This window comes from Gordonia amarae NBRC 15530 (assembly GCF_000241345.1).
GTDB lineage: Bacteria > Actinomycetota > Actinomycetes > Mycobacteriales > Mycobacteriaceae > Gordonia > Gordonia amarae.
In genome coordinates this window covers 1-25221 of the sequence record NZ_BAED01000063.1, presented here as the reverse complement: position 1 = coordinate 25221, position 25221 = coordinate 1, and the positions used below count along the sequence as shown (strand labels likewise).

Genomic DNA, 25221 nt, shown 5'->3' with positions numbered 1-25221 from the left:
CGGATCTCTCGATCCACTCTCACAGCACCCGGTCTCCACCCGCAGACCCTACCGGCTCCGTCGTTCGGCAAGTCGGTGAACCAGTGCCTGTGTCCAGTACAGTAAGGCCGATGGTAGCCATGGAACGTGTTGTCGCCACCGAGTCGGGGCTGGTCGGGGGCCGTCGTGGTCGCGGCAAGAGCATCACCTGGCGGGGAATCCCGTTCGCCGCTCCGCCGCTCGGCGAGAACCGGTTCCGGGCCCCGCAGCCGGCGGACCAGTGGCGCGGGGTGCGCGAGTGCGATGCCTACGGCGCCGCGCTGTTCCAGGAGAAGTACCTGACGCTCACCACCCCGCTCAAGCTGCAGCCGATGAGCGAGGACTGCCTCACCCTCAACGTGTTCTCACCCGACTCGGTGCCGTCGGCGCCGCGGCCGGTGATGGTGTTCATCCACGGCGGCGGGTTCCTGATGGGCATGGCCGCCACCCCGATCTACGACGGCACCCACCTCGCCCGCAACCAGGACGTGGTGGTGGTGACCATCCAGTACCGGTTCGGGCCGTTCGGCTTCCTCGACCTCACCGACTACGCCACGCCCGATCGGCCGTTCGAGACCAATCTCGGGCTGCGTGATCAGATCGCCGCGCTCGACTGGGTACGGCGCAACATCGCCGCATTCGGCGGCGACCCCGGCAACGTCACCGTGTTCGGGGAGAGCGCAGGCGGCACCTCGGTGACGGCGCTGCTTGCCGCACCCGCCGCGAAGGGACTGTTCACCGGCGCGATCGCCGAAAGCCCGGCCCCCGAACTCGTCGTCGAACAGGACACCGCTCGCATCATCGCCGCCGAGTTCCTGCGGCTCCTCGATGACCCGGCCCGCGTGCCGGGAGCACCGCACGACGGGCGGCCGTTTCCCGCGGAGCAGGCCCGGAGGTTGCTGTCGCGGGCGTCGGGGCGCACCATCCATGAGACCGGCAAGAAGCTGATGGACTACGCGCAGAAGGTGGACATCGGGGTGTTCCTGCCACTGGCCCCGATCGTCGGCGACGACATCCTGCCGCAGTCCCCGCTGCAGGCGGCCTGTGCCGGTGTCACCCACCCGATTCCGCTGATCATCGGCAACAACCGTGAGGAGGGGGCGCTGTTCTCCCGCTTCTTCGACCTGACGCCGGCGGTGGAGAAGACGGTGCACAAGCTCGCCGGGACCGAGGGCGGCGATGCGATCCGCGCCGTCTACAGCGCGGAGAAAGGCGACAGGTCACGATTGGCGGGGGACTTCCTTTTCTGGGGCCCCACCAGCGTGTTCGTCGACGGCCACAGCGCGGTGGCACCCACCTTCCACTACCGCTACGACTACGTGACCCGGCTGCTCAAGGCCAGCGGGTTCGGCGCCACCCACACCACCGAGATGCTCGCGGTGTTCGGGTCGCTGAAGACGTACGTCGCCGGGTTCCTGGCCATCGCCGACTGGCGGTCGGTGAGCAGGCTGGTCGGCGAGGTCCAGGGGCGGTGGGGCGGGTTTGCCCGGCATCGCGACCCCGGCCGGGACTGGCCCGCCTACACCACCACCGATCGGCAGGTCATGATCATCGACGACCCCAGCCGCGTCGACGCCGATCCCGACGCCGGTCGTCGCGAGGTGTGGCAGCGGCTGCATTCGTCGGACGTGCCCGGCTGAGCCACGCTCAGCGGGTGGCCCAGACCCGGCGGCGGCCGATGATGCGGCAGACGGCGTAGATGATGAACGAGATAGTGGTGACGAACACCGACACCGGCAGGCCCGGGGCCAGGGAGAGCACCACTCCGCCGATCGCGGCGACCTCGGCGAACAGGACCGCCAGGCCCGTCACGACAGCCGGGTTGGCGCTCACCCGGGAGGCCGCGGCGGCCGGGGTGATCATCAGCGACATCACCAGCAGCGCGCCGATGATCTGCACCGCCTGCGCGACCGCGAGGGCCATCAGCACCGCGAACACCACCGACAGCAGTCGGATCGGCACGCCGTGCGCCTGCGCGACGCGCGGGTCGAGGGAGGCGAACAGCAGCGGCCGGTAGATGATCGCCATGCCCACCAGCACGATCACCGTGGTGATCGCCGCCGCCACCAGCCCGGAGGTGGTGACACTGACGACCTGCCCGGTGAGCAGTGCGAACGCGGTGGTGGTGCGGCCGTCGTAGAGGGCGATGAACAGCACGCCCAGACCGAGGCCGAACGCCATCAGGACGCCGATCACCGAGTCGCGTTCGCGGGCCTTGTTACCGAGGAAACCGAAGATCGCCGCGGCCACCACGGCGCCGCCGACACCGCCGATGTTGACGCTCACCCCGAGCAACAGGGCGGCGGCCGCGCCGGTCAGCGACAGTTCACCCACCCCGTGCACCGCGAACGACATCTGCCGGACCACCACGAGCGGCCCGATGATCCCGCCCATCAGCGCGACCAGCGCCAGCGCCAGCAACGACTGGTGCACGAAGTCGCGTTGCAGCAGGTCGGCTGTCTGCGAGAAGTCCCAGAACTGGTGCAGTTCGACGCGGGAGGCCGCGAGCGGCGCGCTCATGCGGCACCGTCGGAGTGCTGGGCGTCGCCCTGGCAGTGATGGCTGTACTCGCCGCCGACCACCAGCAGCCGGCCGCCCACCCGGATCACCTCGATGTCGCTGCCGTAGAGCTCCGAGAGGGTCTCGGTGGTCATCACCTCGTCGGGCGGTCCGATGCGGAACTGCCCGCCCACCAGGTAGAGCACCCGGTCGACGTGCGGCAGCACCGGGTTGATCTCGTGGGTCACGAACACCACGGCGGTGTTCGCCGACCGCCGCCGGGCGTCGATCAGGTCGACGACCAGTTGCTGGTTGGCGGGGTCGAGACTGGCGAGCGGTTCGTCGCACAGCAGGAGCGTCGGGTCGGCGGTGAGGGCCTGGGCCACCCGCAGGCGCTGCTGCTCGCCGCCGGAGAGCACCCCGAGCGGGGCGTCGGCGTACTGTCGCGCACCGACCTGTGCCAGCGCGTCGTCGACGAGTCTGCGGCGCCGGGCCCAGCCACGCAGCCCGACCCCCCACGCCCCGCCGTCGACGCCGAAGCCGACCAGGTCGCGGCCGCGCAAGGCCATCGCATCGGAGTCGTCGGCGTGCTGCTGCGGGATATACCCGACGGCCTCGGTGACCTCCACGGTGCCCGAGCTGAGCGGGTATTGGTGCAGGAGCGTACGCAGAAACGAGGTCTTGCCCGAGCCGTTGGGGCCGAGGACGGCTATCCACTCGCCGGGTTCGACGGTCAGGTCGAGGCCGTCCCACAGGACGCGGTCGCCGAACGCCAGTCGCGCTTGATGGAACCGGGCCACATACTCGTCGGGCTGCTGGGGTGAAGGGCTGTTCACGGGACTATTGTGCGGTGCCGAGCGCGTCGGTGAGCGACCGGATCTGTGCGCGCTGCCAGTCGATGTAGCTGATGACACCCTTCGGCAGGGTCTCGGTCAGCTCGACCACCGGCACCTTCGCCGACCTCGCGGTCTTCATCAGTGCCTCGGTAACAGGGTCGATCGCCTGCGCGTTGACGACGAAGGCCTTCACCTGACGGCTGCGGAGCAGGTCCTCGAGGGCGGCGCGGTCGGCGGCCGAGGGGGACTGGCCCGCCTCGACCGACTTGGTGAAGCCGGCGGGCGCGACATCCGACAGCCCGGCCTCGGTGAGGAGATATCCGGCCAGTGGTTCGGTCTGGGCGACCTTGGCGCCGCCGTGCGCCTCCTTGATGTCGTCGAGGGCGTCGCTCAGCGTCTCGATCTGCTTGTCGAAGCGGTCGGCGTTGGCCCGGTAGGTGGCCGCGTCGTCGGGATCCTTCTCGGCGAGGGCATCGGCGAGCTTGTCCGCGACGTCGCTCACCAGGTCGAGGTCGTAGAAGACGTGTTCGTTGGCGGTTCCGCTGTGGTCGTGATCGTGGTCCTCATCGTCATTGTGGTCGTCCCCGCTGTCGCCGCTGTGGAGCTTGAAGGCGTTGACGACGGTGGCGTCGCTGCTCGCGGACGCGTCATCGAGGTACTCGTCGTAGTGGCCGCCGTTCATCAGGATGATGTCGGCGTCGGCCACCTCGGCGGTGTCGGAGGCGGGTGGCTCGAACTCGTGCGGGTCGCCCTGGGCGTTGCTGAACAGGGCCGTGACCTTGGCCTTGTCGCCGGCGACTGCCGTGGCCACCGCACCCCACACGTCGGTGGAGGTGACGATGGTGGGGGTGCCCGACGCCGCTGTGCCGCCGTCGTCGCCCGAACATCCGGACAGGGCCAGTGCGCCCGCCCCGATCAACGCCGTCGCACCGACGAGTGCCCGCCGCTTCATGCTTACCGCCTTACGCAAATGAAAACCGTTACCGAGAACAGTGTAGGGGACGAAAGGCCCGCCGACGAATCGGGCAGGAAGATTGCGCCGGGCTGTGACATGCGCCGGGCCTCGGTTCGTGGGCCCTCGGGTCCCCGTTCTTCCTCCGTCGTTCACGCGGGCTCCTTCGTCGCCCGGCTCACTCCGTCGTCCAGAACGGGGCGGGCCCACCAACCGAACCCGGCTGGATCCACGTGGGCTATTAAGGTGGTGGACATGTCCGTGCTCCCGGTGCCGCGTCGTGTCGCACTGATCTCCGTGCACACCTCGCCGCTGGCGCAGCCCGGAACCGGCGACGCCGGCGGGATGAACGTGTACGTGTGGCAGACCGCCACCCGGCTGGCCCGGCGCGGAGTGGAGGTGGAGATCTTCACCCGCGCCACCTCGTCGTCCGACGCGCCCGTCGTCGAGGCAGCGCCCGGCGTGCTCGTGCGCCACGTGGTGGCCGGCCCGTTCGAGGGTCTGGACAAGCAGGATCTGCCCGGTCAGCTGTGCGCGTTCACCGCCGGTGTGCTGCGCGCGGAGGCCATGAACGATCCCGGCTACTACGACCTGATCCATTCTCATTACTGGTTGTCGGGGCAGGTGGGTTGGCTGGCCCGGGACCGCTGGAGCGTGCCGCTGGTACACACCGCGCACACCCTCGCCGCCGTCAAGAACGCCTCCCTCGCCAAAGGTGACACCGCCGAACCGCGCCTGCGGGAGATCGGCGAACAGCAGGTGGTGGACGAGGCCGACCGTCTCGTCGCCAACACCGCCACCGAGGCCGCGGAACTCGCCGCCATGTACGGCGCCGACCCCGAACGCATCGACATCGTCACCCCCGGCGCCGACCTCGACTGCTACACAACGGGTTCCAAGGCCAAGGCGCGTGCCGAACTGGGCCTGGACCCGGGGGAGCGGATCGTCACCTTCGTCGGGCGCATCCAGCCGCTCAAGGCCCCCGACGTGCTGCTGGCCGCCGCGGCGCCGCTGATCCACCGGTCGTGGCAACCCGATTCGGGGGTGCCGCCACTGCGGGTGCTGATCGTCGGCGGCCCGTCCGGCACCGGACTCGAACGTCCGGGCGTCCTGATCGAGCAGGCCGCGCAGCTCGGCATCTCCGAGGCCGTCACCTTCCTGCCGCCGCAACCGTCGGCACGGCTCGCCGACGTGTACCGGGCATCGGATCTTGTTGCCGTGCCCAGTTATTCGGAAAGCTTTGGGCTGGTTGCCATTGAGGCGCAGGCCTGTGGCACACCGGTGATCGCGGCCCGCGTCGGCGGTCTCGGGGTGGCCGTCGCCGACGGGACCAGTGGCCTGCTCGTCGACGGTCACGAGATCGACGCCTGGACTTCGGCGCTGGAAAGCCTGCTGTGGCAACCTGATCGGCTGGCGGAGCTGGCGGCGTCGGCACGCGGGCACGCCGAACAGTTCTCCTGGGAACACACCGCCGACCGGTTGCTGCGCAGCTACGGGCAGGCGATGCGGTCCCTGGAGTCGTCGAAACATGCTGTGCTGAAAGAGCATCTGAATCACAAGGGAGCCCTCGGGCTCGACGGCATCGGGCAGCGGGTGCGCCGCAGCTGGCTGCGGCGGCGGAATCGCGTCGGTGCCTGATCCTGTCGGCGCGCACGACGCCCGAACCATATCGTCGAGAGGGAACGGAATCCTTATGGGATACAGGGAGATCGCCCAGGTTGTCGAGGCCTCGCTCACCGAACGTGAGATCGACTACAGCACAAAGAGTTCCGGTGGTGCTCAGGCCGAGCATTTCGTGGTCGAACTGCCGGGGGAGAAGAAGCTCAAGACCACCGTGCTGCTGACCGCCGAACAACACGGGCTGCGGGTGGAGGCGTTCGTGTGCCGGCGTCCCGACGAGGATTTCGAGGAGGTGTACAAGTACCTGCTCAAACGCAACCGGCGCATCTACGGGGTCGCCTACACCCTCGACAACGTCGGCGACATCTATCTCGTCGGCCGGATCTCGGCGGCAGCGGTGACCGGCGACGAGATCGACCGCATCCTCGGCCAGGTCCTCGAAGCCGCCGACGGCGACTTCAACGTCCTCCTCGAGATCGGCTTTCATACCTCCATTCAGCGCGAATGGGCGTGGCGGGTCTCCCGCGGCGAACCCCTGCACAACCTGCGCGCCTTCGAGCACATCATCGACAAGGACGCGCTGCCCGCCCCCGGCGAACCGCTGCCCGGCGAGACCGGCCACGAGAATCTTCCGATATAGGGACTGCCGAGGGCAATATGCCCTCGGCAGTGGCTATATCGACAGAAAGTTGCAGGCAGTGGGCTGGCGGGTGTCCGGTTTGCGGTACTCTCGCGGCGGTCTGCGTCACATCGTTGCAATCGCTGTTGATACGATTGCCACCGCGAAACCCACTACTCGGAGGTCTGATGAGCTTCAAGAACCCGTATCCCGACGTCGAGATCCCCAACGTCAGCGTGTATGACTTCCTCTTCGGCTCCATCGCCGACGAGGACCTGGATCGGGTCGCACTCGTTGATCCCAAATCGGGCGCCGAGACCACCTACCGGGCGCTGATCGGGCAGATCAACGCCGCCGCCGGCGCGCTCGCCGCCCGCGGCATCGGGGTCGGCGACGTCGTGGGCATCCTGTCGCCGAACGTTCCCGCGTTCGCCACCGTGTTCCACGGCGTGCTGCGCTCGGGCGCCACCGCGACCACCCTGAACGCGCTGTTCACCGCCAACGAGATCGAGAAGCAGCTCAAGGACTCCAAGGCCAAGCTGCTGATCACCGTCTCGCCGCTGTACGAGCACGCCGCCGAGGCCGCCAAGCGGGTCGGGCTGGCCGACGAGAACCTGATCGTGCTCGACGGCGAGGGCCTGGAGAAGTCCGGCCACCCGAACGCGGTCGACCTGCTGGCCCCGAACCACCCCGCCCCCGAGGTGTCGTTCGACCCCGCCACCCACATCGCGGTCCTGCCCTACAGCTCCGGTACCACCGGAAACCCCAAGGGTGTCAAGCTGTCCCACACCAACCTGGTGGCCAATGTGGCGCAGATCCAGCCGCTGCAGGCGATGAACTCGGACGACGCCATCATCGCGGTGCTGCCGTTCTTCCACATCTACGGCATGACGGTGCTGCTCAACGCGGCGCTGTTCGCTCGCGCCCGGCTGGTCATCATGCCCAAGTTCGACCTGGTCGAGTTCCTGGAGAACATCCAGAACCACAAGGTCACCTACGCGTTCATCGCGCCGCCGGTGGCCGTCGCGCTGGCCAAGCACCCGATCGTCGACAACTACGACCTGTCGTCGCTGCACACCATGCTCTCCGGCGCGGCCTCGCTCGACGCCGAACTCGGCAACGCCGTCGCCAAGCGCCTGAACCTGCACATGCTGCAGGGCTACGGCATGAGCGAGCTGTCGCCGGTCAGCCACCTGATCCCCACCGACTCGCGGGCCGTGCTCGGCAAGGACGAGCCGCCGCTGTCCTCGATCGGCTGGGCCGTGCCCAACACCGAGAACAAGCTGATCGACCCGGCCACCGGCAACGAGATCAGCATCCCCGAAGAAGGCGTCTCCGAGCCCGGTGAGCTGTGGGTGAAGGGCCCGAACGTGATGCTCGGCTACCTGAACAATGATCAGGCCACCGCCGACACCATCGACGCCGACGGCTTCCTGCACACCGGCGACATGGCCACCGTCGACGCCGACGGCTGCGTCTACATCGTCGACCGGCTCAAGGAGCTCATCAAGTACAAGGGCTACCAGGTGCCGCCGGCCGAGCTCGAGGCGCTGCTGCTGACCAACGACAAGATCGCCGACGCCGCGGTCATCGGTGTCATCGAGGAGGAGACCGGCGAGGAGATCCCGAAGGCATTCGTGGTTCGCCAGCCCGGTGCCGAGATCGACGAGGCCGAGGTGATGGCGTTCGTCGCCGAGCGGGTCGCCCCGTACAAGAAGGTCCGCGTCGTCGAGTTCATCGACGTGGTGCCCAAGTCGGCATCCGGCAAGATCCTGCGCAAGGACTTGCGTAAGTAGGTTCTTGCGTGTCGATGGCGGGTGATCTGTGTAGATCACCCGCCATCGATGTCGCAGGTTCTGCTATCCGAACACCACCCCGGCGGCAGGAGCCGGCCCGCTCTGCGGGATAAGCAGCACCGGAGCGAAGAGGTTGACGGTCATGGCCTTCTTCGGTGGCCTGCCAGGTACCGCCGTACTGACCGTCAACGTCGAAGGACGCGCCGGTCATGTACTCGCCGCCCTCGGTGATCAGGTAGACCGCCAGGATCCCTTCGCTGTTCGGATTGCGGTGGGTCAGCCTTGGCCGAGTGTGGGTAATGCCGCCATGTCGACTCCTTGAAGACCGCTGATCTGTTCGTGTTCTCGACGGTAACATACCACCGGTCTTTACATAAGAGGCTGGTGGTCTATACGGCGGGGTGTACTCTTACGTGCCTCCGGGGATCAGGCCGTGAACGAAGTCGCCCACGGAAGGAACGCGCGTATGACGACGACCGGCTTGACGCGGTCGACGTGCACGACGCAATCCCAGCCGTAGACGGTGCCCAGATTGCTCTCCCCGCTGACGAACGGACCGTCGGGCGTAAGCGAACGAAGTTCCGGCGCGACATCGGGGGTGTCCGGGACTTCGGGGGTTCCGGTATCACCGAGCGTTGAGCGCAGTTCCTGAGCGACATCGGGGCGAACCTCGACGATCGCGCTGAGCACGGTCGACGGCGGGCTGGGGAGTTGGATGCGGTCCGTCGACGTGCTGTCCGGGTTGCCCTTCAGCCAACTCGCCGATATCGGTACCCCGAGATCGGGAAAGTGCTTCCGGAACGGGGCGGTTTCATGGCCGACAGGCCCCCAGGCCGTAGTGGTCTCCGGTGCCGACTCCGGTTCTCCGGTCGAGCATGCGGTGAGGGCCAGGGCCAAGCACGTCAATACGACCTTGGCAGTGGTGCGGAGCTTCACGATCGGTGTCTTCTCCTCGGTGATGGTGTCGCTATGCGACTTAAGCGGCAAGCACTGACTCGGTGAAGGCCTCGATGCGGCGGGTCAGGTCGGCGATGCGCTCGGCCCGGATGGCGTCGAGGTCGGTGCCCTTGTGATAGGCGGGTGGGAGCTGGCGGGCGTTGCGGGAGCAGCGGAACGTCTTGCAGACGAGCACGCCGACGGTGTCGCCGCGACGGCCGGCGGGACCGGCCCGGCGGGCCGAGTACAGGACTGCCTCGTCGGTGAGGTTGACGTCGTGACACCACGAACACATCGCCCGCGCACGGGGTTTGGCGTCGGCGCGGGTCAACAGCAGGGTGACGACGCCGTCCTCGCGCGGGACGACCACGTAGGAGCGTTTGGGCAGCTTCGGGTCACGCCAGCCGTAGAACTCGAGCGTGTCGAAGTCGACGTCGTCGAAGTCGGGGGCGAAGGTGACCTTCTTGACCTCGCTGCGCGTGGCGCCCTGGAATGAGGACAGGATGTCTTGGCGGGTAACAGGTTTCATGACAGATCCGTTCGATGGACCCGGTGGCCGGTGCCGACTCGGGTGAGTGAGGTGAGGACAGCGTCGCCCCGCCGGCCCGAGGGGCCGGCTGCGGGGCGCGATCATCTGCCGAGGGCGCACGCGGCGCCGGCGGACTCCTCAACTCGAACGAACATCACCGGATCAGTGTAGACCGCATCGGTAGGGGCCGTCGGGGTGCCCGGCCGGGACCTGTGGTGGCGTCGTGCGGTCGTCTCGCCGGACCCTTCGAGACCCTTGCTCCTTCGTCGCTTCGGCCTCAGGGATCAAGATGTGTGGTCGCTTCGGGCTCGGGGATCACGATGGAGGGAGTTCGTCGCGGGTGGGCGGACGTTCGGTGGACAGTTCCTCGAGAGAACCCTCGGGGGTTCCGGTGCGCTTGTGATGCCAGTACGTCAGCGCCCACAGGATGACGCCGAGCAGCAGCAGCCAGCCGGCGACCTTGTACTGGTCGGTATCGCGGCCGGTGATCGGCAGGGTGAGGTAGAAGCACGTGACGGCACCGGCGGCGGCGACTCCGGTGTAGGTGTGGAAATGCTTGTGCTCCACCTTGTCCCGGCGTAGCACCAGCACCGAGATATTGACGACGGTGAACACCGCGAGCAGCAGCAACGAGGTCGTGCCGCCGAGCAGGCCCACCACCGAACTGTCCGGGTCGGCGCTGACGTACACCAGCAGGCACAGGGCGACGACCGTGGTGAAGACGATCGCCGCCACCGGGGTGCGCCTCCGGGGGTGCACATACGACAGGAATTGCGGCAGCACACCATTTTTCGACATGCCGTACAGCAGACGGCCGGCCATCATCATGTTGATCAGTGCGGTGTTGGCGACGGCGAACATCGAGATCCACGGCAGCAGATCGCCGATCGGGAAGTCGGGGGCGGCGGCCTTCACCACGTCCGACAGCGGTGTCTCACTCCCGGCCAGATCGCCGACCGGGACGATTGCGACAGCCGCGATGGAGATCAGCACGTAGATCACCGCGGTGATCCCGAGACCGGTGAGCATCACGCGCGGGAAGATCTTGACCGGATCCTTGGTCTCCTCGGCCATATTCACCGAATCCTCGAAACCCACGAGTGCGAAGAACGCCAACGACGTGGCCGCGGTGACCGCGATGAACGCGTTCTTGTCGCCGGGGGATTCGAAGGCGACCACCGAGCCCCAGTCGGCGCCGTCGCCGTCGGTGATCAGGAACCACCATCCGATGCACAGCACCAGCGCCAGCCCGCTCAGCTCGACGAGCGTCAGCACCACGTTGGCGCCCACCCCTTCGGCGACACCGCGGAAATTCACGAACATCACCAACAGCAGGAATCCGATGGCCAGGAACATCAGCACCGGATCGTCCTTGGCGGGTGTGTCGCCGTCGCTGAACGCGGTCATCGTGAAATTGGCAAACGCACGGGAAGCCGTTGCGGCGGAGGTGATTCCCGAACACATCACCGTGAACAACACGATGAAGGTGACAAAATGGATGCCGAACGCCTTGTGCACATAGAGTGCGGCGCCGGCCGCCTGCGGATACTTGGTGACCAGTTCCAGGTAGGAGAAGGCGGTGAGGGTGGCGACGGCGAAAGCCACCAGGAACGGCAGCCAGGCGGCACCGCCCACCTCCCCGGCGACCTGGCCGGTCAGGGCGTAGACACCGGTGCCCAGCATGTCACCGACGATGAACAACAACAGAAGTTTTGTTCCGATAACGCGTTTCAGTTCGGGTTTGGCGGCGTCAGGCGCGCCGGTGTCCGCGCTTGTGCTCATGGGTTGAAACGCTAGACGCGCTTCGCGTGGCTCAACACCTCTGTGCACAAACGTGACGATGTCTTTACTTTTCGCGGATGGAATCGGTCTATGCAGGTGCATAGGGGGATCTCAACGTCGGGTAGACGCCGTGGCGGGTTTCTGCAGCGATCGTTGAAGCATGAACACGGAAACCGCGAATACACCGACTGTTGATTCTCCGCGAAAAGCGCTCGCGATAGAGGCTGTGGGACTGACCAAACGGTTCCGGTCCCGAACGGCCGTCGACGGTGCGACGCTGAGCATTCCGGCGGGGACCGTCACCGGTCTGGTCGGCCCCAACGGGGCGGGAAAGACCACGCTGCTGGCCATGCTGCTGGGACTGGTCCGCCCCACCTCGGGCACGGCTAGCGTACTCGGTGAACCGGTGTCGAGGCCGGCACGGTACCTACCGAAAGTCGGGTCGCTCATCGAGACCCCCGCATTTCATCCGGCCGTCGGCGGGCGCGACAACCTGCGCGCGCTCGCCGCGCTGACCGGGCAACCCCCGACCGACCTCGACGACCTCATCGACCTCGTCGGCCTCGCCGGTCGTGGCAACGATCCGGTCGGCAGCTACTCGCTCGGCATGAAACAGCGTCTCGGGATCGCCGCCGCGCTGCTCGGCGATCCCGAACTGGTGATTCTCGATGAACCCACCAACGGGCTCGATCCCGTCGGTATGGCAGATGTCCGCGACATCGTCACCACCATCGCCGCCCGCGGCGCCACCGTCATCGTCTCCTCGCATCTGCTCAGCGAACTGGAACAGATGTGCGACTGGCTGGTGATCCTGCGCCTCGGCGGGCTCCTCTACGAAGGTCCGGCGTCAGGATTCACGGACGGCGGCGCCGTGCTGCGTGCCGTCCCCGCCGATCCGGCCGGCATCGCCGAACTGTCCCGTATCGCAGTGGGATTCGGTTTGCCGGTCACCGACGACGGCGACGGATTGCGTATCGACGTCGCCGGTGCCGAGGACCCGTGCCAGGTCGCCGCGACGCTCAACGAGCGCGCGCACGGCCACGGAATCATCTTGCGCGAGCTGCATATCCGGCGCCCGGACCTGCAGAGCCGGTACCTGGAACTCGTCGCGTCCTGAAATCGCTCGCATCCCGAATTCATAAGAGCCGTAAGGAAACCGAGACAATGTTCACCGCACTCACCCGATCCGCCCACTCCGAGTGGATACTGCTCGACCGGCCGCGGCTGTGGTATTCGGTGCTGCCGCTCGCCGCCGTACTCGCCGTCGGCGCCACCTGGCTGGTCACCGCCGCCGCGGGTGACGGTCCCCGCGGTATCGCCGCCGTCGACGGCGCGACATCGGCGGTCATGTCGGCCACCGGATTCGTGGCGCTGCTGGTGGCCGCGGCCTTCGCGGCACCGGCCGGCAATCAGATCGACCGCGGCCTGACCCGGGCGGCGCTGACCCGGCAGCCCCGGCGTATCGCGCTGGAAACCGGCAAGCTCACCAGCCGGCTCGGGGTCGCCGCGATCACCGCGGTCACCGCCCTGGTGGCGGGCGCGGTCACCGCGCGCGTCGTCGCCCCGCACTACGGTTATTCGACGGCCGGCTGGTTCGGCGCCGACGGCCTCGGGGACATCGCCTCCGACGCCGCGCGACTGGGGCTGTTCATCCTCATGTACGCCGCCATCGGCACCACGCTCGCCGTGATCATCCGGTCCACCCCCATCACCCTGGCAGTGCTGCTGCTGTGGTTCGGCCCCATCGAGAACGTCCTCGGCGAGGGCCACGACTGGGCGCAGCGCTGGTTTCCCGGTCTGGTGATGCGCAGCCTGGTGAACCCCGGCGCACCTGACTCACTCGCCACGCACACGGTGCTGTGGACCTCGGCGATCTACCTGGCCGTGTGCGCGGTCGTCGCCGGTGTGGTGCTGGCCCGCCGCGACGTCACGAACTGAAACAGCCCAGAACCCTTAACGGCCCAGAACCGAAACATGAAGGAACCCGATCATGTCCACGCACACCTCCGGATCCCGGAGACTCTCCCGCAAAGCCCGGCGCGGTGTCCTGATTGTCCACATCGTGAGCAGCGTCGGCTGGATCGGCGTCAACCTGGCGATGCTGGCACTCGCAGTCACCGCAGTCACCAGTGACTCCGGCGCGACGGTCTCGGCATCCATCATGGCGATCACGGTGATCGTGCCGCCGGTGGTGCCCGCGCTGGCCGCCGTCACGCTCGCCAGTGGGGTGGTGCTGGGGCTCGGCACGTCGTGGGGTGTTGTCACCTACTGGTGGGTGGCCGTCAAGCTGGCCATCTCGGTGATCCTCACCGTGCTCGTGGCTGTGCTGCTGACACCGAACGCCCTGACGATCGACGTGCCGGACCCGGTGGGTACCGGCGGCGACGTTCGAGGTGCCGTCGCGGTCACCGACTTTCTGTTCCCGCCGGTCGTGTCCACCGTCGCGCTGCTGGTGGCCACCTGGTTGTCGGTGGTCAAGCCGGGTGGCAAGGTCGGACGCGGCAGCAAGTCGGGCGGCAGGGCGCACCCGGTCCGGCGCCGTGACGTCCGCGCCGACTCGGTCGCATGATCCGGGTAGGTGCCAAGATGAGAAGCATGTCCGACGTCGAGGCGATGCGACCGGACCGGCGCGCGGGGCTGAGTCCGGTGGCCGTCGACGGCGCGATCGCGGTGGTGCTCGTTGCCCTCGTCGCCGGCGCGTCCCAGTCCATCGCCGGCGTCACCGCAACCGGGGTGGCGTTCGGTGTGGTGGGGGCGCTCGCCATCACCGCCACCGCCTACCTGCCGATGGTGCCGGCGGTCGTGGTGCCCGCCTGTCTGTTCGGCTACCTGGCCACCGGGAATCCCGGTGGACCCGCGCTGCTCGTCGGACCGGTCACCATGGCGATCCTCGGCTATCGGGCACCCAAACCCATTGTCGCGGTGGGGGTTGTGCTGGTGATCGCGGCCGTCGCCGGTGGCCGCGTCGTCGGCTTCGCCGAACTCGGTCCCATCGGCACCGCCGGACCCGCCTGGGCGATCGCGGTGGCGTTGGTCGGTGTCACCGTCCGCACCCAGGTGGACAGGCGAGCCGAACGCCGCAGGCAGCATGACCTGCTACGCCGTCAGGCGGTGACCGGTGAACGCCTGCGCATCGCCCGCGACCTGCACGACTCCGTCGCCCATGCGCTGGCCAGCATCAACGTCCAATCGACCGTGGCCGACCGGCTCCTCGAGCGGGATCCGGCCAAGGCCCGCGAAGCGCTCGCCGCCATCCGGGGCGCCTCCGGCGATGCCCTTGACGAGCTCGGCTGGCTGCTGAATTCGTTGCGTGAGAACAGTGTCGACGAGGACGCTGTCGACGAGAATCACGAACCCGGCGCAAGTATCGACGGCATCGGTGAGCTGATCGCCCGCGCCCGCAACGACGGACTCACCGTCACCTACCAACGCGACCCGGCCGTCGACGGTCTACCTATCGCGCGGCAGGTCAGCGCCGCCGCATACCGGGTCGTCCAGGAAGCGCTGAGCAACGTGACCCGGCATGCGGGTCCGGCTGCCAGGGTGCGTGTCCACGTCGAACATCACGGCGCGACCTTGCGTGTCGGGATCACCGACGACGGGCGGGCCGGGGGACCGGCCGCACCACGCGGGACCGGCGTCGGACTCATCGGAATGGCCGAGCGGGTCCAATCGACCGGCGGCACACTCGACGTGGGACCACGATCGCCGGGCTTCGCCGTGCAGGCGACCTGGCCGCTCCCGCACGTGGGGGCGCCATGATCCGGGTCCTCGTCGTCGACGATCAGACGTTGGTGCGCACCGGTTTTCGTACGGTGCTCGACCTCGAAGACGACATCGATGTCATCGGTGAGGCCGCCGACGGGGATGAGGCGCTGGCGCGTACCCGTGCACTGCGCCCCGACGTCGTCGTGATGGACATCCGGATGCCGCGCACCAACGGCATCGAAGCGACCCGGCAGATCACCGCCGACCCCGGCCTCGCCGGCGTCAAAGTCCTCATCCTCACCACCTTCGAAATGGACGAATACGTCTTCGACGCACTCGACGCGGGAGCGAGCGGCTTTCTGCTCAAACACGCCTCGGCCGACGAACTCATCAATGCCGTCCGCACCATCGCCACCGGTGAGGCGTTGCTCTCGGCGCATCAGGTGCAGCGGCTGGTGGCCGCGTTCGCCTCCCGTAACCGTGCGGCCGGGGCGGGTCCGGGTGTCGCTGCTCTCACCGACCGCGAACGCGAGGCGGTGCGCCTGGTCGCGGCAGGTTCGACCAACGAACAGATCGCGCAGCGCTGGGTGGTCAGTGCCGGGACCGTCCGCACCCATCTCAGCCGGGCGATGACCAAACTTCACGCTCGCGACCGTGCCCAGCTCGTGGTCATCGCCTACCGGACAGGTCTGGCCGAACCGCCCGGGTGACCGCTCTATTCGCCGAGGATGCCGGCGATGCGGGCGCCCCAGTGTTCGTGTGCCGACTGTCGTGGCACGCCGACGGCCCGGCCGATGGTGGCCCAGCTCGTGGACATCGTGCGCAGGACCAGGACGGTCTCGGTGCCGTCGAGTCCTGCCGCATCCTCCGAAAAGGAGCTCCGCCCGAGTCCGAGGTGGTGCCGTCATGGAGGAATCTCGCCGGACCCCTCGCTCGTACCTCGCTTCGGCCTCGGGGATCAAGTTGGTGGGTTGTTTGTTCCCGGCTTCGGTTTCGGGGATCAAGAACGTGGGTCGCTGGGCTTCTGCACCGTCGTCGGGGTCGCCGACGTGGCGTTCGGCGCTGTCGGGACGAACCCGTCGGCCGATGTGGGCAACGCCGATGTGGAAAACTCATCGGCATGAGCAACGGCACCCTGATTTTGATGCGGCATGGCGAGAGCGAATGGAATGCGTCCAACCAGTTCACCGGCTGGGTCGACGTCGCGCTCACGGAGAAGGGCACCGCGGAGGCGGTGCGGGCGGGTGAACTGCTCGTCGAGCACGACCTGCTGCCCGACGTGCTGTACACCTCGCTGCTGCGCCGGGCCATCGCGACCGCGCAGATCGCGCTCGACAAGGCCGACCGGCACTGGATTCCGGTGGTCCGGGACTGGCGCCTGAACGAACGCCACTACGGTGCGCTGCAGGGGCTCAACAAGGCCGACACCCTGGAGAAGTACGGCAACGAGCAGTTCATGCTGTGGCGCCGCAGCTACGACACCCCGCCGCCGGCCATCGACGCCGACGCCGAGTACAGCCAGAGCCACGACCCGCGGTACGCCGATCTCGACGAGGTGCCGCTGACCGAATGCCTCAAGGACGTCGTCGAACGACTCATCCCGTACTTCACCGAGACCATCGCCGCCGACCTGCGGGCCGGTAAGACCGTGCTCGTCGCCGCCCACGGCAACTCGCTGCGGGCACTGGTCAAGCACCTCGACGGCATCTCCGACGCCGACATCGCCGGCCTGAACATCCCCACCGGCAACCCGCTGCGCTACGACCTCGACGACGACCTCAAGCCGCTCAACCCTGGCGGCACCTACCTCGATCCGGAGGCAGCCGCGGCCGGTGCCGCAGCCGTCGCCGCCCAAGGCCAGAAGAAGTAGCTGCCCAGAAGAAGTAGTCGCGGAGAAGTAGCCGCGGAAGAAGTAGTCGCAGAAAGCAGCGCTGTCCGCGACGTCGTGATGCCCCCGCCGGTTGTCCGGTGGGGGCATCACGCTCTCGAGCCTCATCTGCAACATCAACCGGGCCGCACGGTGGTGTGATGCGGGCTACATTGGACGTATGGGCGAAACGGGGACGGTTCAGATCAAGCATGTGCCGGCGCAGGAGCGATATGAGGCTTATGTGGCGGCGGAGGACGGTACCGATGTGCAGGTCGGCTACCTCGATTACGTAACGGAGATCGAGCAGGTGGTGCTCACCCACACGGTGGTCTTCGAGCGGTTCAGCGGACACGGATACGCGGGCCAACTGGTCAAGGCGGTGCTCGACGACATCCGGCCCTCGGGTAACAAGGTGGTCCCCGTGTGCTCCTACGTGGAGTCCTACGTCGGTAAACACCCCGAGTACGCCGACATGGCGGTCTCGGTGCCCCGCTGACGCGGCTCGGGTGCCCGGAACGGGTTGACGCCGCGCGGGCCGGAGAGATCCGGGCCTTCCGGGGTGCCTGAAGGATCTCGTGGGCGCTTTCGGGGTGTGCAGGGCGTCCGGGATCTTGTGGGTTGTGGAACTCTACGTGAACAGCGGCCGAACTCGCCCGCATGGCGTGCGTCGGCCGTTCGCCGGGCCGTAAGGTGCAGATTGTGACCGTTGCTTTGGTTCTTGGCGCGATCGCACTGGCATTGGTTGTCGGCGTTGCTGTCGGTGCACTGGTCGTGGGGCCCCGCTTGGGAGGCTCCCGCGGCGCGGCCCCGGCCACCGTGCAGCCCGTACCCGCCATCGTGCATCTCGAGGCGGCCGACTCGCCGCGGGCGGTTCCCGAGGAGGCCGAGCTGCGCGAGGCCGACGTCATCGGCCTCACTCCCGACGGCCGCATGACCCGGGCGGGCCTGCTCGGGCTGATCCTTCGCAACTCCGAAACGGCGGTCGCCGTCGTCGACGAGTTCCGCGATGTCGTGCTGTACAACCATCGCGCCGTCGAACTGGGTATGGTGCGTGACCGGCTGCTCGCCGAAGTCGTGTGGCGAGCCGCCAAGGACGTCCTTGACATCGCCTCGTCGGACATCGCCTCGTCGGACATTGCCTCGTCGGGCACCGCCCAGTCGGACACCGGTTCCTCGGGGACCACCGCGGAAAAGCGGTTCGAGTTCACCCCCAGCCCGTCGACACTGGGATTCGTCTCCACCGGCCGGGCCACCGCCCGCAACGTCGACTCCGTGGGATGTCTGGTCCGGCTCGCCGTCGGCGGCGACGGCAAACACGACGAACGGTACGCGGTCGTGTACGGCGTCGATGACACCGAACACGCCCGGGTGGAGGCCACCCGCCGCGACTTCGTCGCCAACGTCTCGCACGAACTCAAGACGCCTGTCGGTGCCATCGGCCTGCTCGGCGAGGCACTGCTCGAATCGGCCGACGACATCGACGCGGTCAGCCATTTCGGCAAACAGGTGGTGGGCGAGGCCGCCCGGCTCGGCACGATGGTCAACGAACTACTGTCACTGTCGCGGCTGCAGAGCGGCCGGACCGAGGAGCTCAGCAGCGTCGACGTCGACGAACTGGTCGACGAGGCGCTCGAGTCCGCGGCTCTCACCGCGGACGCCGCCGGAATCAAGCTGCAGGCCGACGCACCGATCGGGCTCACCATCCGCGGCGACCGGATGCTGCTGCTGACTGCCCTCAACAACCTCATCGTCAACGCCATCGCCTACTCGCCGGAGAACACGATGGTCTCGGTCAGCCGCAGGCGCACTGTCACCGACGGCGTCCCGATGGTGTCGATCGCCGTCACCGACCGCGGCATCGGAATCGCGCCCGCCGACCAGCAGCGCGTGTTCGAGCGGTTCTTCCGCGTCGACAAGGCACGGTCGCGGCTCACCGGCGGCACCGGGCTGGGGCTGGCGATCGTCAAACACGTCGCGGCCAACCACGACGGGACGATCGCGCTGTGGAGCAAACCCGGCACCGGGTCGACATTCACGCTCAGCATCCCGCAGGAAGTCCTCGGCCCCGACGACGGTGACCCCGACGACGATGACCCTGACGACGATGACCTCGGTGACAACAGCGTCGGCGCTGACCGTGCGGACGGGGACCCCGCCGGGGCATCCCGGGCCGCTGACACCACGGGCGGGTCGGTGCCGGCCAAGTGATCAGCGACGCCCGCCCCCGATTTTTCCCGAATTTTTGATCAGAGGACAGAAGGAATCTATCTGTGACGCACGTATTGATCGTCGAGGACGAGGAAGCCTTGGCCGATCCGCTGGCATTTCTGCTGCGCAAGGAGGGTTTCGAGGCCAGCGTGATCAACGACGGAGCGCAGGCGCTGGCAGCGTTCGACCGGATCAACCCCGACATCGTGCTGCTCGACGTGATGCTGCCGGGGATGTCGGGCACCGAGATCTGCCGGGCGCTGCGGGCCAAGTCCGGTGTCCCCGTGATCATGGTGACCGCCCGTGACTCGGAGATCGACAAGGTCGTCGGACTCGAGCTCGGCGCCGATGACTATGTCACCAAACCGTATTCGGCACGAGAACTGATCGCCCGGATCCGGGCGGTGCTGCGCCGCGGCGGCGACCCCGCCGATGACGAGACCGCCGTGGTGGTGCTCGAGGCCGGGCCGGTGCGGATGGATGTGGACCGGCACACCGTGGCCGTCAACGGGGATCCGATCACGTTGCCGCTCAAGGAGTTCGACCTCCTTGAATACCTGATGCGCAATGCCGGCCGGGTGCTCACCCGGGGTCAGCTCATCGACCGGGTGTGGGGCGCCGACTATGTCGGTGACACCAAAACCCTTGACGTGCATGTGAAACGGCTCCGCGCCAAGATCGAGCCCGACCCGGGGTCACCCAAGCATCTGGTGACCGTGCGGGGGCTGGGGTACAAGCTCGAGCCCTAGGCATTCTCGGACCGCTGCCATCCTTGAGCCGTTGCCGAGTTGGGAGCCTCGTGTCGCCGGACCCAACGCGTCCCTCGCTCCTTCGTCGCTTCGGCCTCAGGGATCAAGATGTGTGGTTGCGTCGGGGTCGGGGATCAAGGTGTGTGGTTGCGTCGGGGTCGGGATCAAGAGGTGTGGTCGCTTCGGCCTTGGGATCAAGGTGTGTGGCTGCGTCGGGTTCGGGGATCGAGGGGACTCAGTCGTCGAGGCGTTCGTACTTGATGTCGGTGTCGCGGCGGTTGGTGGCGGCGGCGGTGGCGGGGTGAATGGCGATGAGGCCCAGCCCGTTCCGGCGTTTGCAGACTTCGGCGAGGGCGTCGTAGGCGGCCTGGCCGATGAGTTCGATCAGCTCGGGCGCGTACGACTGCCACACCTGGGTGGCCCCGACATGGGCGTCGGGTGAACCCGAGCAGTACCACTTCAGGTCGTGGCCGCCCTCGCCCCAGCCGCGCCGGTCGTATTCGGTGATGGTGGTCTTGAGGACCTGGGTGCCGTCGGGCCGTTCCACCCAGTCCTGTTCGCGGCGGACCGGAAGTTGCCAGCACACATCGGGTTTCACGGTCAGCGGTTCGAGTCCCTTGCGCAGGGCCATCGCATGCAGCGCGCAGCCGGGGCCCTTGGCGAAGTCGGGCCGGTTCAGGAAGATGCACGCGCCCTTGTAGGTGCGGGTCTTGAGGGCCGGTTCGTCGTCGAGGTCACCCTCTTCGAGGTAGCCGCGCGGGCCGACCGGATCTTTGCCGGAGCCCTTCTTGTAGAACTGCCAGTCGTCCTCGGTCAGCATCGACATGCCCTTGGCGAGCCGTTTGCGGTCGGCCTTGTCCGACAGGTACGCCCCGTGTGTGCAGCAGCCGTCGGATTCGCGCCCGTCGACGATGCCCTGGCAGGCGGGGGTGCCGAAGACACACGTCCAGTGCGACAGCAGCCAGGTGAGGTCGGCGCTGATCATGTGTTCGGGGTCGTCGGGATCAGCGAACTCATACCATTCGCGCGCGAAGTCGAGGCCGACTTCGGGGGTGGGGCGCATGCGTGCGCTCGTTCGGGTGTTCGCCACGGTGACAACGGTAACGCCGAGGGTGCGGTGCGTGCCTAATCAGAGGGGACCCGACCACCTGATTCGCAGGATTCGGCCCGGTTGCGGGCGATGTCCGATTCGCGCGAATCTGCCGGGCATTTCGCGAGCCGCTGTTGTAACGGCGGTACGACGCAGTAGCGTTGCCGGAGTGCGCTTAGGAGTACTCGATGTGGGCAGTAATACGGTCCACCTGCTGGTTGTCGACGCCCATCGCGGCGGTCATCCCACCCCGATGAGTTCGACGAAGGCGGTTTTGCGCCTCGCCGAGCAGATCGACGCGGACGGAAGGCTCACCGACCGGGCTGCGGGCAAACTCGTCGAGTCGGTCGACGAGTTCACCCACATCGCCACGTCATCGGGATGTGAGCAGATCATGGCGTTCGCCACTTCCGCGGTGCGCGATGCGACCAACTGTGACGAGGTTCTCGCCGAGGTCGCCGCCAAGACGGGCGTCACGGTCGACGTGCTGTCGGGCACCGACGAGGCGCGGCTGACTTCGCTGGCCGTGCGCCGCTGGTACGGCTGGAGCGCGGGCCGCATCCTCGCCCTCGACATCGGCGGTGGTTCGCTGGAGATGTCCAACGGTGTCGACGAGGAACCGGATGTCGCGCTGTCGCTGCCGCTCGGCGCGGGCAGGCTCACCCGCGAGTGGCTGCCCGACGACCCGCCGGACCGCCGACGGATCTCTGTCCTGCGCGATTGGCTCGACGCCGAACTGAAGGTCGCCGCCAAACAGCTCTCGGACTGCGGCAAACCCGATCTGGTGGCGGCCACGTCCAAGACGTTCCGCAGCCTGGCCCGGCTCACCGGCGCGGCGCCCTCGAGCGCCGGTCCCCGGGTGCGGCGGGAGCTGACCTCGAGCGGGCTGCGGCAGCTGATCGCGTTCATCTCGCGGATGACCACGTCCGATCGCGCTGAACTCGAAGGCGTCAGCAGCGACCGTGCCGGCCAGATCGTCGCGGGCGCGCTCGTCGCGGAGGCCGCGATGCGGGCCCTGGACATCGATACACTGGAAATCTGCCCGTGGGCTCTGCGGGAGGGAGTGATCCTGCGGCGGCTCGATACAGGGCTTCAGTAGGTCTGGACTTCAGTAGGCCGGGGCTGCGGAAGAGCCGGGTTCGACAGGCCGGGTTCCAGGTGTGTCGGCGGGTGATCCGGCCGGACTTCGGTAGGTTGGGGCGTCGGCATTCGAAGAACGTAGTGCAGAAGCTTTAAGATGTTGAACGCGGTTGTCGGAGAAACTTTGGGAGAACGCACGCAATGGTGAACGAGGACGCAGATTCCCGGCCCATTTCCGTATCCGAGCTGTTGGCACGTCATCAGGGCGATGCCGATACGACCACCTCGGCCAAGGACAGCCGTAACCGGCGCCGGGCCGGACGTGACGGCGCGGTGTCGATGGCCGAGTTGACCGGGGAGGTGCCGCGGGTCTCCTCCGATCCGACCGCCGAGCCTCGGCACATCTCTTTCCCGCGCGCCGATCGTCCCGCCGACCGGCAGCCCCCCACCGGTGGTGCGCTCACCTCCAGCGGAATGCCCACCTACAGTCCCGCGGCCGCGCAGGCGCCGGAACCGGACGCCGACAACGAGGCGACCGGGATCATCGAGCGCGTTCACGAGACCGGACCCGAGTCGGGCGAGCTGTCCGGCGCCGGCGAATCCGTCGTTTCCGAGCCCGAGATCCCCGCAGCGACCGAGCCCACCAAGGTCACCGCGGCCGACGAGGACGGTGACTTCGACTCGTACCGGTCGTTCTCCGACGTCGAGGTCGAACCCGAGGTGAAGCAGCCCCGGCGCGGGCTGTTCGGCCGGCGCAAGGCCCGCGGCGGCGACCGTCAGGAGCCGGACGAGGCCGACGGCCCGACCGAGGCGATCGCCAAGACCTTCGACCGCACCGAACCCGTCGGCGCGGTGACGCCGAACGAGCGCACCGACATCATCGACCGCACCGGCACCGAGGCCCCGTCGCCGGCGGAACTCACCGACCGGACCGAGGTCATCGATCGGACCGATGCCCCGGATGCAACCGCCGCAGCCACCGATACCGGCGATCTGCCGGACGACCTCGAGCGCACGGGGGTCATCGACCACCCAGACGATCTCGAACGGACCGGCGTCATCGAGCGGACCGGGTTCGGCACACCGGACGAACCGGCCGACCGCGGCGACGCGGGGAAGCCGGGCACCGGCGGACCCTCCGAATACCTCGCCAATCTGTACTCGGGTGCTCCTGGCGCCGGTGGGTCCGGCAGCGGCGACGATCTGCGGCCCGGCGAGACCACCGAGGTCATCGCACCGGTCGGCGACGACGCACCGGCGGCCGCGGCGCCCTCACCCAATGCCTACCGGCTCGACCCGCCCCAGGCACCCGGAAAGCAGGCCCCCGGAAAGCAGGCACCCGGAGACGACACCCCGGACGACCAGGCATCCGGCACCGACCTGTCCGGTGAGGACGGCGAAGCCGGGACCGTCGCGCACGATTTCGGAGATCTGACCGACGACGAACCCGAGATCGACCCCGCGACCCGGGCCGCGCAGGCACGTGCGGCGCGGGCCGGCGCCGCCAAGACCGCAGGCGGGAAGAAGAAGCTCTTCGGCCGGAAGTCCGCCGCGGCGGACGGCACCGCTGCCGACGATGACACCTGGACGGATGCCTACGGGACAGACAGGTTCGGCTCAGACGATGAGTCCGTCGCCGAGCAGGAGCACGATCTCGCGGCGGACGACGCCGGTGAGCCCGCCGGGTCCGCGGCCAAGACACTCGCGGAGAAGACCTCCGCCGCGAAGAAGGCCGCCCAGCAGAAGATGCAGGACCCGAAGGGGGCCGACGCCGGCCACGAGCGGTCGCCGGCGGTGGCGTGGGCGCTCGTGATCGGTGAGTCCATCCTCGGTATCGCCGTCGGTATCGGCCTGTTCTGGGGATTCAAGCGCCTCTGGGAGTGGAACGTTCCGTTCGCGCTGGTGCTGTCGGTGGTGGTGATCTTCAGCATCGTCACCCTCACCCACGTCGTGCGGCGGTCGCGCGACCTGGCCACCACCTTGCTGGCGGTGGGTGTCGGGCTGCTGGTGACCATCGGCCCGCTGGTGTTGCTCGCGACGTGACGTCCGAGCCGCTCGCACTCCGGCGAACAGGGGGCCGTCCTGTCGTGCGGCCGGAGATCCCGGTGGGATTGTCCACCGCGTCGGTGTACCCGCAGAACACGGAGGCAGCGTTCCAGTACGCGGCCGAACTGGGCTTCGACGGCATCGAACTGATGGTGTGGGGTGACCCGATCAGCCAGGACGTCGCGCACGTCGAGTATCTTTCGTCGCGCTATCAGGTGCCGATCCTGTCGATCCACGCGCCGTGCCTGATCATCTCGCAGCGGGTGTGGGGCAAGGATCCGGTGCCCAAGCTGGCGCGCGCGGTGCACGCCGCGGAGGACCTCGGCGCGCCCACCGTCGTCGTGCATCCGCCGTTCCGCTGGCAGCGCTACTACGTCGACGCCTTCGACGACATCGTCGGCGAGCTCGAGGACGACAGCGGCGTGGCAGTCGCGGTGGAGAACATGTTCCCGATGCGCGCCGACCGGTTGTTCGGTGCGGGGGAGCGGTCGGCGCGGCGGCTGTCGCGGCGCGGCGGCGGTCCGGGCGCGGCGGCGTCGGCGTTCGGCAAGTCCATCGACCCCACCGACGACGGGTACCGCAACTACACCCTCGATCTGTCGCACACGGCGATGGCCGGCGCCGACGCCCAGGCGATGTTCACCCGGATGGGCGCCGAGCTCACCCACCTGCACCTGGCCGACGGCAGCGGCGCCGCCCACGACGAGCATCTGCTGCCCGGCGACGGCACCCAGCCGTGTGCGACGATCTGTCGCCAACTGGCCGCGAGCGATTTTGACGGCGCGGTAGTGCTGGAGATCACGACGAGCTCAGCACGCACCAAACCGGAGCGGGCGGCGATGCTGGCCCGGGCGCTCGACTTCGCCCGCACCCACCTGGCACG

23 protein-coding genes are annotated in these 25221 nt (G+C 68.0%); 16 read left to right on the top strand and 7 right to left on the bottom strand.

Features of this window, described 5'->3' with window-relative positions; all coding sequences use genetic code 11:
* Positions 1–110: 110 nt before the first annotated feature.
* A complete protein-coding gene (locus GOAMR_RS18640) occupies positions 111–1658 on the top strand; it encodes a carboxylesterase/lipase family protein (protein ID WP_040515818.1) in 1548 nt (515 codons plus the stop codon).
* Positions 1659–1665: 7 nt separating this feature from the next.
* Here the strand turns inward: GOAMR_RS18640 and GOAMR_RS18635 are convergent, their stop codons facing one another.
* Genes GOAMR_RS18635 through GOAMR_RS18625 form a run of 3 tightly spaced genes read right to left on the bottom strand, consistent with a single transcriptional unit; the run spans position 1666 to position 4305 of the window.
* Positions 1666–2538, bottom strand: coding sequence for a metal ABC transporter permease (locus tag GOAMR_RS18635; RefSeq protein WP_005191537.1), 873 nt, complete (start codon positions 2536–2538; stop codon positions 1666–1668).
* Positions 2535–3353, bottom strand: coding sequence for a metal ABC transporter ATP-binding protein (locus GOAMR_RS18630; protein WP_050942799.1), 819 nt, complete (start codon positions 3351–3353; stop codon positions 2535–2537). Before GOAMR_RS18630 ends, GOAMR_RS18635 begins: the two co-directional genes overlap by 4 nt.
* 4 nt (positions 3354–3357) lie before the next feature.
* Positions 3358–4305 (bottom strand): metal ABC transporter solute-binding protein, Zn/Mn family, encoded by a 948-nt coding sequence (locus GOAMR_RS18625; RefSeq protein WP_005191533.1) that lies wholly within the window; start codon positions 4303–4305, stop codon positions 3358–3360.
* A gap of 255 nt (positions 4306–4560) precedes the next feature.
* Here GOAMR_RS18625 and mshA point away from each other — a divergent pair, with 255 nt between their 5' ends.
* The 3 genes from mshA (at position 4561) to GOAMR_RS18610 (ending at position 8340) form a co-directional block, all read left to right on the top strand.
* The gene (gene mshA / locus GOAMR_RS18620) at positions 4561–5943 is read left to right on the top strand and encodes a D-inositol-3-phosphate glycosyltransferase (RefSeq protein ID WP_005191531.1); all 1383 of its coding nucleotides are present in this window, start codon (positions 4561–4563) and stop codon (positions 5941–5943) included.
* A 55-nt stretch (positions 5944–5998) separates the two neighbouring features.
* Positions 5999–6565 carry a type III secretion system chaperone family protein gene (locus tag GOAMR_RS18615; RefSeq protein ID WP_005191529.1) on the top strand — a complete coding sequence of 189 codons (567 nt, stop codon included), beginning with the start codon at positions 5999–6001 and terminating at the stop codon, positions 6563–6565.
* Positions 6566–6732: 167 nt separating this feature from the next.
* Complete coding sequence (locus GOAMR_RS18610) at positions 6733–8340, top strand: AMP-binding protein (RefSeq protein ID WP_005191528.1); 1608 nt, start codon at positions 6733–6735, stop codon at positions 8338–8340.
* Between the two features lie 426 nt (positions 8341–8766).
* Here the strand turns inward: GOAMR_RS18610 and GOAMR_RS23795 are convergent, their stop codons facing one another.
* The 3 genes from GOAMR_RS23795 to GOAMR_RS18595 form a co-directional block, all read right to left on the bottom strand.
* The gene (locus GOAMR_RS23795; RefSeq protein WP_138943807.1) at positions 8767–9276 is read right to left on the bottom strand and encodes a hypothetical protein; all 510 of its coding nucleotides are present in this window, start codon (positions 9274–9276) and stop codon (positions 8767–8769) included.
* A 40-nt stretch (positions 9277–9316) separates the two neighbouring features.
* A complete protein-coding gene (locus GOAMR_RS18600; protein ID WP_005191524.1) occupies positions 9317–9805 on the bottom strand; it encodes an FBP domain-containing protein in 489 nt (162 codons plus the stop codon).
* A 315-nt stretch (positions 9806–10120) separates the two neighbouring features.
* Positions 10121–11587, bottom strand: a complete 1467-nt coding sequence (locus GOAMR_RS18595; protein ID WP_040515817.1) for an APC family permease — start codon at positions 11585–11587, stop codon at positions 10121–10123.
* Positions 11588–11813: 226 nt separating this feature from the next.
* Between GOAMR_RS18595 and GOAMR_RS18590 the strand changes: the two genes are divergently transcribed.
* From GOAMR_RS18590 to GOAMR_RS18550, 9 genes are all read left to right on the top strand, one after another.
* Positions 11814–12704: an ABC transporter ATP-binding protein gene (locus tag GOAMR_RS18590; RefSeq protein ID WP_005191519.1), complete on the top strand. Its 891-nt coding sequence runs from the start codon at positions 11814–11816 to the stop codon at positions 12702–12704.
* Positions 12705–12751: 47 nt separating this feature from the next.
* Positions 12752–13525 carry a hypothetical protein gene (locus tag GOAMR_RS18585; RefSeq protein ID WP_005191517.1) on the top strand — a complete coding sequence of 258 codons (774 nt, stop codon included), beginning with the start codon at positions 12752–12754 and terminating at the stop codon, positions 13523–13525.
* A gap of 52 nt (positions 13526–13577) precedes the next feature.
* Positions 13578–14156 (top strand): hypothetical protein, encoded by a 579-nt coding sequence (locus tag GOAMR_RS18580; protein ID WP_005191516.1) that lies wholly within the window; start codon positions 13578–13580, stop codon positions 14154–14156.
* 17 nt (positions 14157–14173) lie between these two features.
* Complete coding sequence (locus tag GOAMR_RS23790; protein WP_138943806.1) at positions 14174–15349, top strand: sensor histidine kinase; 1176 nt, start codon at positions 14174–14176, stop codon at positions 15347–15349.
* Positions 15346–16005, top strand: coding sequence for a response regulator transcription factor (locus GOAMR_RS18570; protein WP_005191512.1), 660 nt, complete (start codon positions 15346–15348; stop codon positions 16003–16005). Before GOAMR_RS23790 ends, GOAMR_RS18570 begins: the two co-directional genes overlap by 4 nt.
* A 410-nt stretch (positions 16006–16415) precedes the next feature.
* The gene (locus tag GOAMR_RS18565; RefSeq protein ID WP_005191510.1) at positions 16416–17165 is read left to right on the top strand and encodes a phosphoglyceromutase; all 750 of its coding nucleotides are present in this window, start codon (positions 16416–16418) and stop codon (positions 17163–17165) included.
* Positions 17166–17343: 178 nt separating this feature from the next.
* Positions 17344–17661, top strand: a complete 318-nt coding sequence (locus tag GOAMR_RS18560; protein ID WP_005191509.1) for a GNAT family N-acetyltransferase — start codon at positions 17344–17346, stop codon at positions 17659–17661.
* 203 nt (positions 17662–17864) lie between these two features.
* Positions 17865–19373: a sensor histidine kinase gene (locus GOAMR_RS18555; RefSeq protein WP_005191504.1), complete on the top strand. Its 1509-nt coding sequence runs from the start codon at positions 17865–17867 to the stop codon at positions 19371–19373.
* A 62-nt stretch (positions 19374–19435) separates the two neighbouring features.
* Positions 19436–20122, top strand: a complete 687-nt coding sequence (locus GOAMR_RS18550) for a winged helix-turn-helix domain-containing protein (protein WP_005191502.1) — start codon at positions 19436–19438, stop codon at positions 20120–20122.
* Positions 20123–20357: 235 nt separating this feature from the next.
* Here the strand turns inward: GOAMR_RS18550 and GOAMR_RS18545 are convergent, their stop codons facing one another.
* A complete protein-coding gene (locus GOAMR_RS18545; protein WP_005191501.1) occupies positions 20358–21185 on the bottom strand; it encodes a DUF3109 family protein in 828 nt (275 codons plus the stop codon).
* 196 nt (positions 21186–21381) lie between these two features.
* On the opposite strand from GOAMR_RS18545, the gene GOAMR_RS18540 reads away from it, so the two are divergent.
* The 3 genes from GOAMR_RS18540 to GOAMR_RS18530 all read left to right on the top strand — a co-directional run.
* A complete protein-coding gene (locus GOAMR_RS18540; RefSeq protein WP_170319188.1) occupies positions 21382–22311 on the top strand; it encodes a Ppx/GppA family phosphatase in 930 nt (309 codons plus the stop codon).
* Positions 22312–22493: 182 nt separating this feature from the next.
* Positions 22494–24335, top strand: coding sequence for an Rv0497 family membrane protein (locus tag GOAMR_RS23785; protein ID WP_005191498.1), 1842 nt, complete (start codon positions 22494–22496; stop codon positions 24333–24335).
* 62 nt (positions 24336–24397) lie between these two features.
* The coding region (locus tag GOAMR_RS18530) for a sugar phosphate isomerase/epimerase family protein (protein ID WP_306302443.1) at positions 24398–25221 on the top strand (824 nt) is incomplete at its 3' end.

Bases quoted from the DNA above. Each gene is read 5' to 3' on its own strand.
- GOAMR_RS18640 (WP_040515818.1), top strand. From the start codon at position 111: ATGGTAGCCATGGAACGTGTTGTCGCCACCGAGTCGGGGCTGGTCGGG.
- GOAMR_RS18600 (WP_005191524.1), bottom strand. From the start codon at position 9,805: ATGAAACCTGTTACCCGCCAAGACATCCTGTCCTCATTCCAGGGCGCC.
- GOAMR_RS23785 (WP_005191498.1), top strand. From the start codon at position 22,494: ATGGTGAACGAGGACGCAGATTCCCGGCCCATTTCCGTATCCGAGCTG.
- GOAMR_RS18560 (WP_005191509.1), top strand. From the start codon at position 17,344: ATGGGCGAAACGGGGACGGTTCAGATCAAGCATGTGCCGGCGCAGGAG.
- mshA (WP_005191531.1), top strand. From the start codon at position 4,561: ATGTCCGTGCTCCCGGTGCCGCGTCGTGTCGCACTGATCTCCGTGCAC.
- GOAMR_RS23790 (WP_138943806.1), top strand. From the start codon at position 14,174: ATGAGAAGCATGTCCGACGTCGAGGCGATGCGACCGGACCGGCGCGCG.
- GOAMR_RS18625 (WP_005191533.1), bottom strand. From the start codon at position 4,305: ATGAAGCGGCGGGCACTCGTCGGTGCGACGGCGTTGATCGGGGCGGGC.
- GOAMR_RS18615 (WP_005191529.1), top strand. From the start codon at position 5,999: ATGGGATACAGGGAGATCGCCCAGGTTGTCGAGGCCTCGCTCACCGAA.
- GOAMR_RS18635 (WP_005191537.1), bottom strand. From the start codon at position 2,538: ATGAGCGCGCCGCTCGCGGCCTCCCGCGTCGAACTGCACCAGTTCTGG.
- GOAMR_RS18545 (WP_005191501.1), bottom strand. From the start codon at position 21,185: ATGCGCCCCACCCCCGAAGTCGGCCTCGACTTCGCGCGCGAATGGTAT.
- GOAMR_RS18610 (WP_005191528.1), top strand. From the start codon at position 6,733: ATGAGCTTCAAGAACCCGTATCCCGACGTCGAGATCCCCAACGTCAGC.
- GOAMR_RS18580 (WP_005191516.1), top strand. From the start codon at position 13,578: ATGTCCACGCACACCTCCGGATCCCGGAGACTCTCCCGCAAAGCCCGG.
- GOAMR_RS18570 (WP_005191512.1), top strand. From the start codon at position 15,346: ATGATCCGGGTCCTCGTCGTCGACGATCAGACGTTGGTGCGCACCGGT.
- GOAMR_RS18565 (WP_005191510.1), top strand. From the start codon at position 16,416: ATGAGCAACGGCACCCTGATTTTGATGCGGCATGGCGAGAGCGAATGG.
- GOAMR_RS18595 (WP_040515817.1), bottom strand. From the start codon at position 11,587: ATGAGCACAAGCGCGGACACCGGCGCGCCTGACGCCGCCAAACCCGAA.
- GOAMR_RS18585 (WP_005191517.1), top strand. From the start codon at position 12,752: ATGTTCACCGCACTCACCCGATCCGCCCACTCCGAGTGGATACTGCTC.